This is a genomic window from Rhodanobacteraceae bacterium (assembly GCA_016713135.1).
Taxonomy (GTDB): domain Bacteria; phylum Pseudomonadota; class Gammaproteobacteria; order Xanthomonadales; family SZUA-5; genus JADKFD01.
Genome location: JADJPR010000007.1, coordinates 158755 through 174488 on the forward strand (window position 1 = coordinate 158755; position 15734 = coordinate 174488).

The window sequence follows — 15734 nt, forward strand, 5'->3', positions numbered from 1 at the left end:
CTCACGCTGGGACTGACGCTGTCGATCACGATGTTCGCGGTGGTTTACGGCGTGGCCCTTGCGCCCATGCCCTATCCGGACGATCACCAAGTCATGGTGATCGAGGTCGCAGCGGCTGCGAACCGGGGTCTCCGGCGGACTCGCGCCACGCGAGGCCATCGAGGTACTGCCGCGCACGTCCGCGCTGCAGGCATTCGCCTGGTATTCCTATGGTGGCGCCGACCTCAAGCAGGGCGACCGTCCGCGCAACCTGACCCTCAACGAGGTCAGCGGAGCCTTCTTCGAGGTGCTCGGCGTGGCGCCGGTGCTTGGGCGCCCACTGACGCCGGAAGACATGGGCCAGCCGCGCACGGTGCTGAGCCACGCCACCTGGCAGAGCGTGTTCGGCGGCGATCCCGAAGTCATCGGCAAGACTCTGAAACTGAACTGGATCAGCGCCGAGGTGGTGGGCGTGATGCCCCCGGATTTCGCCTTTCCGAGCGCCGAGGTCGCCCTCTGGCTCCCGGCCGACCCCAAGGAAATGACGGACCTGGATGCCGGCGTGTATGCGAATGGCCGTTTCCTCAATGGCATCGGTCGGTTGCATGCGGGCGCCAGCGAGGCGCAGCTCAACGCGGAACTGCGCGCCCTGTTGCCCGCGGGCGCGGATGGCGATGCCTGGGTCCCGGTCGCCGAGCGGCTCCTGGATGCCACCGTGGGCGACCGCGCCACCCTGCTGCTGGCGCTGCTCGGCATCGCCGCACTGGTGCTGTTGATCGCCTGCGCGAACGCCGCCCACCTCGTGCTGGTGCGCGGGCTGGACCGGCTCGGCAGCGTGGCGGTGATGCTGGCGCTCGGTGCCAGCCGCACGCGCCTGGCGCGCGACTTCCTGTTCGACGTGTCGCTGGTGGCCCTTCTGGCGCTGTTGCTCTCGCTCGCCCTCGTGGCGATCGGCATGCATGCCTTCGTCGGGCTGGTCGACAGCGGACTGCCGCGCGCCGCGGACATCCGCCTGTCGCCCGCGGTGCTGGCGTTCGCGCTGGGCAATACCCTGGTCGTGATCCTGGCCTGCGGCGCCTGGCCGACGTGGCGGCTTTATCGCCTGGGCATCCACGGCGGTCTGCGCCAACGCGCGGGCGTCGGATCGGGTGGCGGAAGGATGGAGCGCGGCCTGCCGACGCTGGCAGTCGCGCTCTCGCTGGCGGCCTTGTCGACTGCGGCGCTGCTGTCGCTGAGCGCCTATCGGCTGGCATCCCAGCAGCAGATCGCGACGGTCGATCGCATGCTCGCCGTGCAGTTGTTTCCCGGCAGCCGCGACACCGCCGAGGTGGCGCAGTTCCTTGAGCGCTCACGCCAGGCCAGTGCGACGATTCCTGGTGTCAGCGCGGTTGCACTGATGAGCGGCGCCCCGTTCACGCCAGTGGGCAGCCTGCGCCTGGACGTGGTGCCGCCGGGGCGGCCCAAGGCCGATTCGCGCCCGCTGCAGGCGCGGGCCATTGCCGGGCCGGCGCTGCAACTGCTTGGGGTGCGCCTGTTGCGGGGACGCGCGCTCGCGGACGATGACCGGGCCGGCTCCGCCAAGGTGGCGCTGCTCAACGAACGCGCAGCGTTCGAACTGTTCGATGGCGCGGACCCGATCGGCCGCACCGTTTCCCTGCCGCCCTACGGCAGCAGCGGCGACCCGATACCTTTCGAGGTGATTGGCATCGTCGAGGACCGCAAGCTGGACCGGGTGGACGGCAGCCGCGCGCGCGCAGAGATCTGGATGCCCTTCGAGCAGTATCCGGTGCCCTTCGGCAGCTTGCTGCTCAGCACTGGCCTGCCGCCACAAACCCTGATCCGCGCCGCCGAGAGCGCCGTGTGGAGCGTGGATCCGAATCAAGGGATCTACCGCAGTTTCGCCCCGGCCGACGAGCGCGATGCGCAACTCGCCGCGCCGCTGTTCTTTGCGCGCAATGCCGCGGCTTTCGCGGTCTTCGCACTGGTGCTTTCGGTCGTCGGTGTGCACGCGGTGCTGTCGGTGGACCTGTCGCGCCGTCGTCGCGAGTTGGCGCTGCGCGCAGCCCTTGGTGCCAGCCATGCCGACGCGCTGCGTTTCGTCACCGCCAAGGGGATGCTGATCGGCGTTCCGGGAATGGTGCTCGGGATTGCCCTGGCCGCGGCCATGGCCAAGGGCGTCGGCAGCGTGTTGTTCGACGTCTCGGCGCTTACGCCCTGGGTGGTGACCGGCGCCAGCCTGCCCTTGCTGCTGCTGACTACGCTCGCTTGCTGGACCCTGGCGCGGCGGGTCGCCCGGGTGCAGCCCAACACGGCCCTGCGCGAAGAATGAACCCGCTCAAGCCTCAATCATTCACGGGAAATTCCATGATCCGCCTGAAGAAACTCGAGAAATCCGTCCCCGCCGGCCAGGGCCGGCTGTGGTTGTTGCGGCAGATCGATCTGGACGTCGCGCCGGGAGAATTCATCGCCGTGACCGGCCCCTCGGGCGCGGGCAAGAGCACGCTGCTGGCGATCCTCGGCCTGATGGACACCGATTGCGATGGTGAGTACTGGCTGGACGACAAGCCGGTGCATGCGCTGAGTGCCAAGCAACGCCAGGCGCTGCAGCGCGAGGCGATCGGCTTCATCTTCCAGCAGTACCACCTGATCGACGACCTGACCGTCGCCGAGAACCTGGACCTGCCACTGTCCTATCGCAATGTGCCGGCCGGCGAGCGCAAGGCACGCGTCGCGGACATCCTTGACCGCTTCCAGATCGTCGGCAAGAAGGACCTGTATCCGAAGCAGCTTTCCGGCGGCCAGCAGCAGCTGGTGGCCGTGGCGCGCGCGACGATCACCCGGCCCAAGGTGCTGCTGGCGGACGAGCCCACCGGCGCGCTGCACAGCAGCCAGGGGGAGATGATCATGGACCTGCTGGGCGAGCTGCACCGCGAGGGCGCCACCATCGTCATGGTCACCCACAATGCCGACAACGCGGCGCGCGCGCAGCGCCAGATCCGGATGGTCGACGGCTGGATCGGCTGAGCTGCCGGCGCGATCATCTGCACCCGGGATCGACTTGACGGAGGCGCGCATGCGCCGGTGGCCGTGGCTCGGGCTGGTTGCGTTGGCGGCGATGCCGGCGCTGTTGCGGCAGCCTCCGACGCCGCCCGAGGGACGGGCCGATGCCGGAGCCACGAGCATCCGCCCGGCGCCGCAGCCTGGCGGGGCGAGCGACTACGCGGTGCTGCACGCACGCGAACTCGCCTCGGCACTTGCGGCCTACGAGGCGCAGGCGGACGAGCACGAGCGCCGGCGCATGCGTGTCGAGGTCGACGCGGCCTGCCGCGCGCCGGTGCTGTTGCGGCTGGACGGTCGCGACGACCCGGATCCGCGTCGCGATCCTGCGCGACGCGAACTCGAACGGCGCTGCGCTGACCTTCCGGTCCCGTCCATGTTCGTGCCACTGGCGGAGACCAACCTTCCCGACGAGGAGGCGCCGGATGCGCAAGCGGGCGCGCGGGCGCTCGAACGCCTGCGCCTGGCCGGCGATGGCGAAGACCTGGCGGCCGCCTGGCTGGTCGCCTTCCAGTCCGGCGTGCTGCCGCAGAACGAGATCTTCGCCGACCACCGCCGCCTGCTGCCGGCCGAAGCCGAGGCGCTGATCCGGGTAGTGCTCGATTGGCGCGTATGCGCGCGCCAGCGAGCCTGCGGGGCGGACAGCCTGATCGCCTTGCGCGTTTGCGCGCTGCATGGTTGCGCGCCCGGCAGCGATGTGCAATCGGCCTGGCACCAGGCGCTCTCGCCGCGCGACTACGAATCGGCAATGGCAATCCATATATGGCTGCAGCAGTGGCAACTTCACGCCGCACGGTAATTCTGGTCGCAGCCGTGCTGTGCGCCGCGGCGTGGACCGCCAAGCGCCTGGCTCCGCCGCCAGTGCCAGTGCCCGCGGCTGCCGCGACCACTTTGGAGGCCTCACGCGCCCAGCCCGCACCGCCCGTGGTCACGCTGCGGATGCCAGAGCACCAACTCGCGCATGCACTGCGGCGCGCGGTCGACTACCGCACCGCGCTGGAAGCTCTGCGGACGCGTCGCAGCGGCGACGATCCGCTGCTTGCGACACTGACCGAGGAGGTCCGCACCGCCTGTGCGATCGCGCGCCGGCCGGATGCCGCCAGTGCCAGCGTCGAGGCCGACCCGAATCGCGCACGCTGGGTCTACGAGCTGGTGCGACGCTGCGCCGGCGTGCGCGATTCAGACCTCGCCGAGCCAGAACCCAGCCCGACTGCGACCGAATTGCGCAACCGCCAATTGCCCCTGGTGATCGCGAACCGCGGCGATGCGGCAGCGGCCGGCGCGCTGGCACGCGAACACCTGGCGGCAAGCGTCGACACGGGCTTGCTGGTGGAATCTCTCCGTTATCTGCTCGAGGCTCGCGCTCTGCCGCTCGACGCGATCTTCGCCGGCGTGGAGCAGCCGCCACGAACCGACATCGACAACGCGCTGATCCCCGCCGCCGACTGGATTGCGTGCGCGCGGAGCGCTGCCTGCGGCGCGGACGGCGTCTGGACCCTGTACCTGTGCGCGCAGTTCGGATGCCCCGCGGGCACTGATCTTCCGCGCGCGCTCTACCGCACGCTGCCGCCGCAACAGTACGAGATCGCGCAGCGGATCGTCAGGTGGGTCCTGGGGCCGTCTTGGCGGTCTCAATAGCCGATCGGGTGCCAGACCGTCTTGTACTCGACGGAGTCCAGCACGCGCTCCAGCGCCAGCAGCGGGCCCTTGGCAGCGATATTGCGCTTCATGTTGTCGGCGCCGAGCTTCTCCAGTTCGGTGCGCAGCGCAGTGTCCTCGCCGAAATAGCCCAGGCCCTGGATTTCCATGTGCGAGGCGAACTGGCCCGCCAGTTCTTTGGTGTCCCCGCTCAGCAGATTGATCACGCCGCCCGGCAAATCGCTGGTGGCGAAGGCCTCGCCGAATTCGGCGACGAGGCCGCCGGCGCGGCCGGGCAGCAGCGCGACGACCGTGTTGCCGGCGGCGATCGCCGCGGACAGGCGCGCGGCGATCGTGGCCGGATCGGGCTCGTCGGCGAACAGCATGCCGATCACGCCGACGGGCTCCGGGCGTGGTGAAGTTGTGGTGCGGGCCGGCGACCGGGTTCACCGCGCCGATCACCTGCGGGTACTTGTCGCTGGCACCGGCGTAATAGACCAGCGCATCGACGGTCCCATCCAGTGCGCGCTGCGCCTGCGCCGGGGTCAGGCCCAGCCCCGCGCGCAGCAGCGACTGCCAGCTCTCGGCGCGGCTCTCGATCATCTCCGCCATGCGGTACAGGATCTGCCCACGGTTGTAGGCCGAGCGCGCGGCCCAGCCGTGCTGCGCGCCCAGCGCGGCTTCCACCGCGGCGCGCAAATCCTTGCGCGAGGCCAGGCACAGCTGCGCATAGGGCTTCTTCGCGCCCGGCTTGGCCAGCGCATAGGTGCGGCCGGACTCGGTGCGCGGGAACTGCCCGCCGATGTAGAGCTTGTGCGTCTTCAGCACTTCCAGGTGCGTGTCAGCCGTCTTCATGCCTCGATCTCCAGATACGGCAGCAGCCCGTGGCGCCCGCCCTCGCGGCCGTAGCCCGATTCGCCATAACCGCCGAAGGGCGAGGTCGGATCGAACTGGTTGTAGGTATTCGCCCAGATCACGCCGGCGCGCAGGCCGGAGGCGACCTTGTGGATCTTCGATCCCTTCTCGCTCCAGATGCCGGCCGCCAGGCCGTAGGGCGTGTCGTTGGCCTTGGCGATGGCCTCGCTCGGGGTGCGGAAGGTGGTCACCGCGAGCACCGGCCCGAACACCTCGACGCGGCACAGGGTGTGCGCGGAGGCGACATCGCTGAAGAAGCAGGGGCGGATGAAATTGCCCTTGGCCGGCAGCTTGACGTTCTCCGGCTCGTAGTAGCTGGCGCCCTCGCGCTTGCCCACGTCGATCAGCTTGCGGATCTTGTCCAGTTCCGGCTTCGAGTTGATCGCGCCGATGTCGGTGTTCTTGTCCAGCGGGTTGCCGACGCGCAGCTTCTGCATCCGCGTGCGCAGCTTGGCGAGGAACACCTCGGCCACCGATTCCTCCAGCAGCAGCCGCGAGCCCGCGCAGCACACGTGGCCCTGGTTGAAGTAGATGCCGTTGACCACGCCCTCGACCGCCTGGTCGATGGCAGCGTCCTCGAACACGATGTGCGCGCTCTTGCCGCCGAGTTCCAGGGTCAGGCGCTTGCCGCTGCCAGCCACGGCGCGGGCGATGATCTTGCCCACCTCGGTGCTGCCGGTGAAGGCGATCTTGTCCACGCCCGGATGCGCCACCAGCGCCGCGCCGGCCTCGCCCGCGCCGGTCACCAGGTTGACCACGCCCGGCGGCAAGCCCGCCTCCTCGAAGATCTTCATCAGCAGCAGCGCGGTCAGCGGCGTCTGCTCGGCGGGCTTGAGCACCACCGTGTTGCCGCAGGCCAGCGCCGGGGCGATCTTCCAGGCCGCCATCAGCAGCGGGAAGTTCCACGGGATCACCTGGCCGGCGACGCCGAGCGGGCGCACCTTGCGGCCGGGTACGGCGTATTCCAGCTTGTCGGCCCAGCCGGCGTAGTAGAAGAAGTGCGCGGCGACCAGCGGGATGTCGACATCGCGCGATTCGCGGATCGGCTTGCCGTTGTCCAGCGACTCCAGCACCGCCAGTTCGCGCGCGCGCTCCTGGATCAGCCGCGCGATGCGGAACAGGTATTTGCCGCGCTCGCGCCCGGAAAGCTTCGACCAGGACCGCTCATAGGCCTGGCGCGCGGCGCGCACCGCGGTGTCGATGTCGGCTGCGTCCGCCTCGGCGACTTCCGAGAGCGCCTGCTCGGTGGCCGGATTGACCGTGGCGAAGTAGCGGCCGGCGGCCGGCGGCGTCCACTTGCCGCCGATGAAAAGCTCGTGGCGCGCGGGTATCTGCACGATCTTGTCCGACTCGATGCTGGGGGCGTAATCGAGCACGAAGCTGCCCGGGACCGGGCCGCTGGCGTGGGTGTCGGCCTTGCCGTTGCCGGCGGCGGCCGCCTGGGTCAGGGCGGATTGCTCAGTCAATGGAGTAGCCCTTGTCGTAGTAGTAACGGCCGGTGTACTGCTTGTAGATCTGCCGCAGCAGATCGTTGAGCAGCGCGCTGGCGCCGAAGCGGTAGAGGTCCGGCGTCATCCATTCCGGGCCGAGGGTCTCGTACAGCATGCACAGGTAGGCGACCGCCTGCTTCGCGGTGCGGATGCCGCCGGCCGGCTTCATGCCGATGCGCACGCCGGTCTTGCGGTAGTGGTCGGCGATCGCCTGCAGCATCACCAGCGTCACCGGCGGCGTCGCGGCCGGCTGCACCTTGCCGGTGGAGGTCTTGATGAAGTGCGCGCCGGCGGCGATCGCGATGTCGGACGCGAGGCGCACCTTGTCGAGCGTGCCGAGTTCGCCGGTCTCCAGGATCACCTTCAGGTGCGCCGGCCCGCAGGCCTCGCGCACTGCGGCGATCTCGTCGTAGACCTGCTGGTATTCGCCGGCGAGGAAGGCGCCGCGGTTGATCACCATGTCGATCTCGTCGGCGCCGCTCGCCACCGCTTCGCGGGTGTCGGCCAGGCGCACCGCGAGCGAAGCCTGGCCCGACGGGAACGACGTGGCGACGGAGGCGACATGCACGCCGCTGCCTTCGAGCACCTTGACCGCGTGCGGCACCAGCAGCGGGTAGACGCAGACCGCCGCCACCGACGGAATCGGGCGGAAGCCCGGCAGTTTCGCCAACGCCTCGGTCAGCGCCGGCGCAGCCGGCTGCAGCGCCTTGCGGCACATCTGACGCACGCGCGCGGGCGTGTCGGCGCCCTCCAGCGTGGTCAGGTCGCACATGCGGATGCCGAGGTACAGCAGGTCCAGCTTGCTCTGCGCCTTGACGCTGCGCTTGGCGAAGAAGGCGGCGCGCTCCTCGGCGCCTACCGCATCCACCGGCACCGCGGGGATGTTCAGGCCGTGGCCTGCGCCATCGCTGACACTGACGAACATGGGCGTCGTAGATCCTGGCATTCGCTGAGACGCCAGAGCATACGGCGGGAGCCGCGGATCGGGTATGCGGGCGGATGGCGAATTGCGGCTGCCCGCGGGCGGACACGACGCCGATCAAGGCGCGGGTCTTGCGCTGACGCCAGCATGCGCCACCCGACCACAGGCTGCCCGCCGCCATGCCCAGGACCCTGATCGAACCCTTCCGCATCAAGTCGGTCGAACCGATCCGCGTGACCAGCCGCAGCGAGCGCCTGCGCCTGCTGGAAGATGCCCACCTCAACGTGTTCAAGCTGCGCGCCGAGGATGTGCTTATCGACTGGCTGACCGATTCGGGCACCGGCGCGATGAGCGCGGAGCAGTGGGCGGCGATCATGCGCGGCGACGAGTCCTATGCCGGCGCGCCGAGCTTCTTCCGCCTGCAGTCGGTGGTGCGCGAGATCACCGGCATGCAGCACCTGATCCCGACCCACCAGGGGCGCGCGGCCGAGCGGATCCTGTTCGCCTCGCTGTGCAGCGCGGGCCAGATCGTGCCGAACAACTGCCACTTCGACACCACCCGCGCCAACCTCGAATACCTCGGTGTCGACGCGCGCGACCTCGTCATCGCGGAAGGCCTGCAGCCGGCCCTGCTGCATCCGTTCAAGGGCAACATCGACCTTAATCGGCTGGAGGCCTTGCTCCAGTCGGACGGCGAGCGCATCCCCTTCGGCATGCTGACGGTGACCAACAACACCGGCGGCGGCCAGCCGGTGTCGATGGCCAACATCCGCGCCTGCTCGGAGCTGCTGCACGCCTACGGCAAGCCACTGATCATGGACGTCTGCCGCTTCGCCGAGAACGCGATGTTCATCAAGCTGCGCGAGCCGGGCTACGCCGACAAGAGCCCGCTCGAGATTGCGCAGGAGATGTTCGCGCTTGCCGATGCCGCGACGATGAGCGCGAAGAAGGACGGCATGGTCAACATCGGCGGCTTCATCGTGCTGCGCCACGAGGAATGGCTGGAGCGCGTGCGCCAGCTGGAGATCCTGTGGGAGGGCTATCCGACCTACGGCGGCCTCGCCGGGCGCGATCTCGATGCATTGGCCGTGGGCCTCAAGGAAGGCCTCGACGAGGACTACCTGCGCTACCGCCTGCGCACCGCCGAATACCTCGGCGAGAAGCTCGACGCGCTTGGCATCGGCTACGTCAAACCCACCGGCGGCCACGCGGTCTACATCGACGCGCGCACCGTGCTGCCGGACATGCCGGTCGAGCACTACCCCGCATGGGCGCTGTGCAACGCGCTCTACACCGAGGGTGGCATCCGCGGCGTCGAGGTCGGCTCGGTGATGTTCGGCAAGCGCCTGCAGGGCGGCCGCGAGACCTACCACAGCATGGAACTGGTGCGCCTGGCCTTCCCGCGCCGCATGTACACCCAGTCCCACTTCGACTACGCCGCCGAAGTCATCGGCGAGGTCAAGGCCGCCGCCGGCTCGATCCGCGGCGTGCGCATCGTGCGCCAGCCCAGGCTGCTGCGGCATTTCACCGCAGACTTCGAGTGGGTATGAGCGATCCGGACGGGGCCGGTTAAACGCGGAGACGCAGAGGACGCAGAGAAGAGCGGGAGGTGGTCAAACGCGGAGACGCGGAGGACGCAGAGAAGAGCCAAAGATTGAATCGTCGCCCGCCGAACGTGTTCTGCGCTTTTCTCCGCGTCCTCTGCGTCTCTGCGTTTAACCAGCCCCGGTGCAGTAGCCGCGGTAGCGGGCGCCGATCTCGCGCATCTCCTGCGCGTCGAGCAACACTGGCTCGCCGCCCTGTGAGGCGCGCCAGTAGAGCTCGCACAGGAACTCGAGTTCGATCGCGTTCTCCAGCGCCTCGTCGAGGTCGCGGCCGATGACGGTGGCGCCGTGGTTGGCCATCAGGCAGGCGTTGCGGTCGGCCATCGCGTCCACCACGGTGCGCGACAGTTCCTCGGTGGCGAATGGCGCATACGGCGCGCAGCGCACGTCGTCGCCGCCGAAGCGGGCGATGGTGTAGTGGAAGGGCGGCAGGCCGCGGCGCTGGCAGGAGAGGGTGGTGGCGTAGGGCGAGTGCATGTGCACCACCGCGCCGGCATCTCCGCGCTGGCGATACAGATCGCAGTGGAAGCGCCATTCGCTGGACGGCTTGCCGGCGCCGATGACCTCGCCGCCGAGCGTCAGGCGGACGAGGTCCGTTCCCGAGGTATCGTGCGGATGGCGCCCGCTCGGCGTGATCAGCAGGTCGTCGCCGCAGCGCACGCTGGCATTGCCGGCGGTGCCGACGTTCAGGCGCGTCTCGACCAGCGCACGCGACACCCGCAGCAGCGATTCGCGCAGTTCACCTTCATCCTCGACCATGCCGGCCTCCGCATCCCGATGCCACCCTGCCGCGCCGGCCGGCGCAGCCGGCGCTCAATCTACCGGTTCGAAGCGTCCGAGGAAGAATCGTAGTTGCGCCGGCTCGTAGGTGAAGCGCAGGCCCTTGATCGAGTGCGCCTGCTCGGCCACCTCGATGACGCTCTCGGCGACCACGTCCATATGCGCCTGGGTGTAGACGCGGCGCGGGATGGTCAGGCGCACCAGTTCCAGCCTGGGCATGTGATTGACGCCGTTGGCGTCGCGGCCGGCGGACACCGCGCCGCGCTCCATCGCGCGCACGCCGGCATCCACGTAGAGCGCCGCGGCGAGCGCCTGCGCAGGGAACTGGTGCTGGGGGATGTGCGGCAGGATGCGGCGCGCGTCGAGGAACACCGCGTGGCCGCCGATCGGCTGCACGATCGGCACGCCGGCCTGCATCAGCTTGTGGCCGAGGTACTCGACCTGGCCGACGCGCGCGCGGATGTGGTGGTCGTCGATGCTCTCGCGGATGCCGATCGCCATCGCCTCCATGTCGCGCCCGGCGAGGCCGCCGTAGGTGTGCAGGCCTTCGTAGACCACCACCAGGTCGCAGGCGCGGCGGTAGAGGTCGTCGTCGTTCATCGCGAGGAAGCCGCCGATGTTGACCAGCGCATCCTTCTTCGCGCTCATGGTCGCGATGTCGGTCAGCGCGCAGATCTCGTGCACGATCGACGCGACGCTGTGGTCGGCGTAGCCCGGCTCGCGCTGCTGCACGAAGTAGGCGTTCTCGGCCACCCGGGTCATGTCGTGCACGATCGGGATGCGGTGGCGGTCGCACCAGGCGCGCAGCTCGCGCAGATTGGCCATCGACACCGGCTGGCCGCCGGCCATGTTCACCGCGGTCGCCAGGCTGACATAGGGAATGCGCTGCGCGCCGACACGCTCGACCAGCGCATCGAGCTTGGCGATGTCTACATTGCCCTTGAAGGGCGAGGGGTCGGCAGGATCGTGTGCGGCATCGACGATCACGTCGACGAAGCTGCCGCCGGCCAGCTCCTGATGCAGGCGCGTGGTCGTGAAGTACATGTTGCCGGGCACGTAGTCGCCGGGCTTGATCAGCAAGCGGCTGACCAGGTGCTCGGCGCCGCGGCCCTGGTGGGTGGGCACGGTGTGCTTGTAGCTGTAGCACTCGGCGATGGTGTCGCGCAGGTGGTAGAAGTTCGCGCTGCCGGCGTAGGCCTCGTCGCCCAGCATCATGCCGGCCCACTGGCGGTCGCTCATCGCGGACACGCCGGAGTCGGTCAAGAGGTCGATGTAGACGTCTTCGGAACGCAGCAGGAAGGTGTTGTAGCCGGCCTCGACGATCGCGCGCTCGCGCTCCTCGCGCGTGGTGGTCTTCAGCAGCTCGACCATCTTGATCTTGAAGGGCTCGGCCCAGGAACGGCGCTGGCTGGACATCGGTCTTGGCTCGCAGGCTTGGGGCTGCGATTGTCCGCAGCGCGGCCGCGGCGGCCCATGACGATCATCAAGCGACGCGATGATCCGGCCCGTGCGATCCGGCATCGAGCGGTGCGCGCTGCAAGGCGCCGATCAGGAATTCGAAGCGCCCCTCATGACAGAGCCCGGCCAGCCCGGCCCGCTCCCAGGCGTCCAGCGCCACGGCAATCAGCTGCGCACGCACCGATTCGGCGATGGCGTGCGCATCAGCCGGCCGTAGCTGCGCGGCCGGTTCCACGGGTCAGGCCTTGCCGCGGGCCTTCGGCGCGGCCGGCTCCGGCGCGCGCGCGGCGACGCCAGGCGGTACCGGCGCCTGCGGCTTGCCGAAGCCCTGCTGCAACTGCTGCCAGAGCTGCAGGTTGCGCTCGGTCAGATCGGTCATCACCGCCCACGGCGACTGCCCCAGCAGGGTGTTCAGCTGGGTGCGGAACTGCTGCTGCTGTTCCAGGAAGATCTGCATCGACCGTTCCAGGTAGCTGCCCATGAAGCCCTGCAGCGAATCCCCGTAGAAACGGATCAGCTGCGACAGCATGTTGGTGGTCAGCAGCGGCTGCCCCTGTTCCTCGCGCTCGGCGATGATCTGCAGCAGCACCGAGCGCGTCAGGTCCTGGCCGGTCTTGGCGTCCTGCACCTCGAAGGCCTCGCCGTCCTGCACCAGCTGGCGGATGTCCTCCAGCGTCACGTACGACGAGATCTCGGTGTCGTAGAGCCGGCGGTTCGGGTACTTCTTGATGATGCGCGGTCGGGACATCGAGGCTTCCTGCGTGTGGTGCAGCGAGAGCAGGGCGCCTGCGGCGCCCCGCACGTTTCACCAGCCCATGTAATGGCCGCCGTTGATCGACAGGTTGGCGCCAGTGATCCACGCCGCCATTTCCTCGGTGAAGAAACCCACCGCATAGGCAATCTCGTCCGGCGAGCCCAGGCGCCCGGTCGGGATCTGCGCCACGATCTTCGCGCGCACTTCCTCCGGCACCGCCATCACCATGTCGGTGCCGACATAGCCGGGCGACACGGTATTGCAGGTGATGCCGAACTTGGCGTTTTCCTGCGCCAGCGAGATCGTGAAGCCGTGCATGCCGGCCTTCGACGCGGCGTAGTTGGCCTGGCCGTACTGGCCCTTCTGGCCGTTGATCGACGAGATCTGCACGATGCGGCCCCACATCCGCGCGCGCATGCCGTCGATCACCTGGCGGGTGACGTTGAAGCAGCCGGTCAGGTTGGTGTCGATCACATCCGACCACTGGGTTTCCGACATGCGGTGGAAGGTGGTGTCGCGGGTGATGCCGGCGTTGTTGATCAGGATGTCCACGCCGCCCAGCTTGGCCTCGATCTCCTTGACCATTTCCTTGCTCGACGCGAAATCCGCGACATCGCCGGGCACGATCAGGCAATCCACGCCGTCGGCGTTCAGCTCGGCCTGCCAGGCCCTGGCCTTTTCCTCGTTGCGGTAATTGGTGGCCACGCGATGCCCGGCGCGCGCCAGGCGCTTCACGATCGCCGTGCCGATGCCACCCGTACCGCCCGTCACCAATGCTACGCGACTCGTCATGATCTGCTCTCCCTCCCGAAGGTTTCGCGGATTCTACACAGCGGGGGCAGGGGGAAGGGGGCAGGGGACCTGCCTCGCGACTCGGACCGGAACTGGCGGACGCCCTGGAAGTCCGGAAAGGCATGGAACGCAAAGGACCGCGAAGGACGCGTGAGGGTGGCGATGAAGTCAGCGCGGCGAGCTACGACGGCGCAAGCGCCATCACCGTCGGCACGGCATCGATCCGCCACTGCAGCGCGAACTGCCGCAACATGATTTCGACAGGCGCCGGGTCGAGAGGTGCTTGCCCGAGCCAGCGGGCGATCCGCGGCAGCCAGTGCTGTGCCTCGTCCGCGGCAATTGCCGGCGCCAGGTTCTGCTTGCTGAGCTTCTGCCCGTCCGCGCCGAGCAGCACCGGCAGGTGCGCGTAGCGCGGCGTGGGCAGGCCCAGGCACTGCTGCAGCCAGATCTGCCGCGGGGTGGAATCGAGCAAGTCGGAGCCGCGCACCACGTCGGTGATGCCCTGCGCGGCGTCGTCGACGACCACTGCCAGTTGATAGGCGTAAAGGCCATCCGCGCGCCGGAGCACGAAGTCGCCGACTTCCTCGCGCAGCGACTGGCCCTGGCGTCCCTGGATCCGGTCGTCGAACTCGACGCGCTGGTCCGGCACGCGCAGGCGGATCGCTGGTGCCCGGGACGGATCGCTGGCAGTGCAGTCGCCGCGGTGAATCCCGCCCGCGGGCGCCAGATCGCTGCGGCTGCAGCGGCACTCGAAGGCCAGGCCGGCAGCAAGCAACTGCGCCAGCGCAGCGTCGTAGGCCGCGCCGCGGCGGCTCTGCCAGAGCACCGGCTCATCAGACGCCAGGCCGATGGCGGACAGCAAGCCCAGGATGGACGCGCTCGCGCCCGGCTGCTCGCGCGGCGGATCGATGTCCTCGATGCGCACCAGCCACTGCCCGCCCGCCGCGCGCGCGTCGGCCCAACTGGCCACGGCCGCGAGCAGCGAGCCCAGGTGCAAGGGGCCGGTGGGCGAGGGGGCGAAGCGGCCGCGGTAGCGGGTCATGCGGGCGGGCGCCTGATGGCCATTGCGGGGTGCTGGAATTTGAAGCGGGGCAAGGGGCAGGGGGCAGGGGAGCTGGCCCTGGGCCGGCTCAGGCAGCAAAGTGGGATTGCACGCCGGGAGCCGGTGCTGCAGTTCATGTCGTACTAGCCGCATGGTCGGAAGAGGCAGCCAGGCAGGCCCCCCGCCCCCTGACCCCTGCCCCGCCTGTGCACTCTCCCTCCCCCATGACTTCCCGCCCGCTTGAAAGCCATCGACACCGCCACCACCCCGGTGCGTACATGCTGACCATCTCGACTTCCACAGGAGCGTATCGATGAACCGCGTCATGTTGTTCCTCGGCACCAACCTCGCCGTGCTGGTGATGCTGGGGCTGGTGACCAATCTATTGGGCCCGGTGCTGGGTATCAACCCGCGCGGCACTGTGGGCCTGCTGATCCTGGCCGGTGTGGTCGGTTTCACCGGCTCGTTCATTTCGCTGGCGGCGTCCAAGTGGCTGGCCAAGTCCTCGACCGGCGCGGTGGTGATCGAGAACCCGCGCACCCCGGAAGAGCGCTGGCTGGTCGAGACCGTGCGCCGCCAGGCGGAAGCCTCGGGCATCGGCATGCCCGAGGTGGCGATCTACGACGCGCCGGACCTGAATGCCTTCGCCACCGGCATGAGCCGCAACAACGCGCTGGTGGCGGTGAGCACCGGGCTGCTGCGCAGCATGAGCCGCGACGAGGTCGAGGCAGTGCTGGCGCATGAGGTCGGCCACGTGGCGAATGGCGACATGGTGACCATGGCGCTGATCCAGGGCGTGCTCAACACCTTCGTGTTCTTCATCTCGCGCGTGCTCGGCCAGATCATCGACCAGGCGGTGTTCAAGCGCAGCGCGGACGAGGGCCCGGGCTTCGGCTACTACATCATCGTGATGGTGCTGGAGATCGTGTTCGGCATCCTCGCCTCGATCATCGCGATGTGGTTCTCGCGCCAGCGCGAGTTCCGCGCGGACGCCGCCGGTGCGCAACTGGCCGGCCGCCACAAGATGGCCGCGGCGCTGGAGCGCCTGATGCTGAACCACGGGCAGACCGCGCTGCCGCAGCAGGTGCAGGCCTTCGGCATTTCCGGTGGCATCGCCAGTGGCATGAAGAAGCTGTTCATGACCCATCCGCCGCTGGAAGAGCGCATCGCGCGGCTGCGCAACGGTTGACGCTGCCTGCGAGCCAGGCGGGCGCTCGCCCGCCTGGCTGTTACGTACTCACCGGCAGCATGGCGATGGTGCCGTCTGCGGCACGTCCAAGGCACACCGATTCAACGGGTCGAC

Annotated in this window: 15 protein-coding genes and 1 pseudogene; 6 read left to right on the forward strand and 10 right to left on the reverse strand. The window is 69.0% G+C overall.

What is annotated here, in order from left to right; genetic code table 11:
* Positions 1-295 precede the first annotated feature (295 nt).
* Genes IPK27_08985 through IPK27_09000 form a run of 4 tightly spaced genes read left to right on the forward strand, consistent with a single transcriptional unit; the run spans position 296 to position 4674 of the window.
* Positions 296-2308: an ABC transporter permease gene (locus IPK27_08985; GenBank protein MBK8067749.1), complete on the forward strand. Its 2013-nt coding sequence runs from the start codon at positions 296-298 to the stop codon at positions 2306-2308.
* Between the two features lie 35 nt (positions 2309-2343).
* Positions 2344-3003, forward strand: coding sequence for an ABC transporter ATP-binding protein (locus IPK27_08990; protein MBK8067750.1), 660 nt, complete (start codon positions 2344-2346; stop codon positions 3001-3003).
* Positions 3004-3052: 49 nt separating this feature from the next.
* The gene (locus IPK27_08995) at positions 3053-3835 is read left to right on the forward strand and encodes a hypothetical protein (protein ID MBK8067751.1); all 783 of its coding nucleotides are present in this window, start codon (positions 3053-3055) and stop codon (positions 3833-3835) included.
* On the forward strand, positions 3811-4674 hold the full coding sequence (locus IPK27_09000) for a hypothetical protein (protein ID MBK8067752.1): 864 nt from the start codon (positions 3811-3813) through the stop codon (positions 4672-4674). The genes IPK27_08995 and IPK27_09000 overlap by 25 nt, the downstream gene beginning before the upstream one ends.
* Here IPK27_09000 and IPK27_09005 read toward each other — a convergent pair.
* The 4 genes and pseudogenes from IPK27_09005 to deoC form a co-directional block, all read right to left on the reverse strand.
* Entirely contained in the window at positions 4668-5069 is a 402-nt protein-coding gene (locus IPK27_09005; protein ID MBK8067753.1) for an aldehyde dehydrogenase family protein, read from the reverse strand. The two genes, IPK27_09000 and IPK27_09005, sit on opposite strands and share 7 nt — an antisense overlap.
* 70 nt (positions 5070-5139) lie before the next feature.
* A pseudogene (locus IPK27_09010) lies at positions 5140-5529 on the reverse strand (aldehyde dehydrogenase family protein).
* Positions 5526-6965, reverse strand: coding sequence for an aldehyde dehydrogenase family protein (locus IPK27_09015; protein ID MBK8067754.1), 1440 nt, complete (start codon positions 6963-6965; stop codon positions 5526-5528). The pseudogene IPK27_09010 and the gene IPK27_09015 overlap by 4 nt, the downstream one beginning before the upstream one ends.
* Before the next feature lie 82 nt (positions 6966-7047).
* Positions 7048-8025, reverse strand: coding sequence for a deoxyribose-phosphate aldolase (gene deoC, locus IPK27_09020; protein ID MBK8067755.1), 978 nt, complete (start codon positions 8023-8025; stop codon positions 7048-7050).
* A 155-nt stretch (positions 8026-8180) separates the two neighbouring features.
* On the opposite strand from deoC, the gene IPK27_09025 reads away from it, so the two are divergent.
* Positions 8181-9551: a tryptophanase gene (locus tag IPK27_09025; protein MBK8067756.1), complete on the forward strand. Its 1371-nt coding sequence runs from the start codon at positions 8181-8183 to the stop codon at positions 9549-9551.
* A gap of 165 nt (positions 9552-9716) precedes the next feature.
* Here IPK27_09025 and IPK27_09030 read toward each other — a convergent pair whose 3' ends face one another.
* The 6 genes from IPK27_09030 to gluQRS all read right to left on the reverse strand — a co-directional run bounded on the left by IPK27_09030 (position 9717) and on the right by gluQRS (position 14431).
* On the reverse strand, positions 9717-10364 hold the full coding sequence (locus IPK27_09030) for a class II aldolase/adducin family protein (protein ID MBK8067757.1): 648 nt from the start codon (positions 10362-10364) through the stop codon (positions 9717-9719).
* A 54-nt stretch (positions 10365-10418) separates the two neighbouring features.
* Positions 10419-11801 carry a tyrosine phenol-lyase gene (locus IPK27_09035; GenBank protein ID MBK8067758.1) on the reverse strand — a complete coding sequence of 461 codons (1383 nt, stop codon included), beginning with the start codon at positions 11799-11801 and terminating at the stop codon, positions 10419-10421.
* Positions 11802-11868: 67 nt separating this feature from the next.
* Positions 11869-12078 carry a hypothetical protein gene (locus IPK27_09040; protein ID MBK8067759.1) on the reverse strand — a complete coding sequence of 70 codons (210 nt, stop codon included), beginning with the start codon at positions 12076-12078 and terminating at the stop codon, positions 11869-11871.
* Positions 12079-12081: 3 nt separating this feature from the next.
* Positions 12082-12591: a polyhydroxyalkanoate synthesis repressor PhaR gene (gene phaR, locus IPK27_09045; GenBank protein MBK8067760.1), complete on the reverse strand. Its 510-nt coding sequence runs from the start codon at positions 12589-12591 to the stop codon at positions 12082-12084.
* A gap of 57 nt (positions 12592-12648) precedes the next feature.
* On the reverse strand, positions 12649-13389 hold the full coding sequence (gene phbB, locus IPK27_09050) for an acetoacetyl-CoA reductase (protein MBK8067761.1): 741 nt from the start codon (positions 13387-13389) through the stop codon (positions 12649-12651).
* A gap of 181 nt (positions 13390-13570) precedes the next feature.
* A complete protein-coding gene (gene gluQRS, locus IPK27_09055) occupies positions 13571-14431 on the reverse strand; it encodes a tRNA glutamyl-Q(34) synthetase GluQRS (GenBank protein ID MBK8067762.1) in 861 nt (286 codons plus the stop codon).
* Positions 14432-14744: 313 nt separating this feature from the next.
* On the opposite strand from gluQRS, the gene htpX reads away from it, so the two are divergent.
* Positions 14745-15620 (forward strand): protease HtpX, encoded by an 876-nt coding sequence (gene htpX / locus IPK27_09060; GenBank protein ID MBK8067763.1) that lies wholly within the window; start codon positions 14745-14747, stop codon positions 15618-15620.
* Positions 15621-15734: the final 114 nt, after the last annotated feature.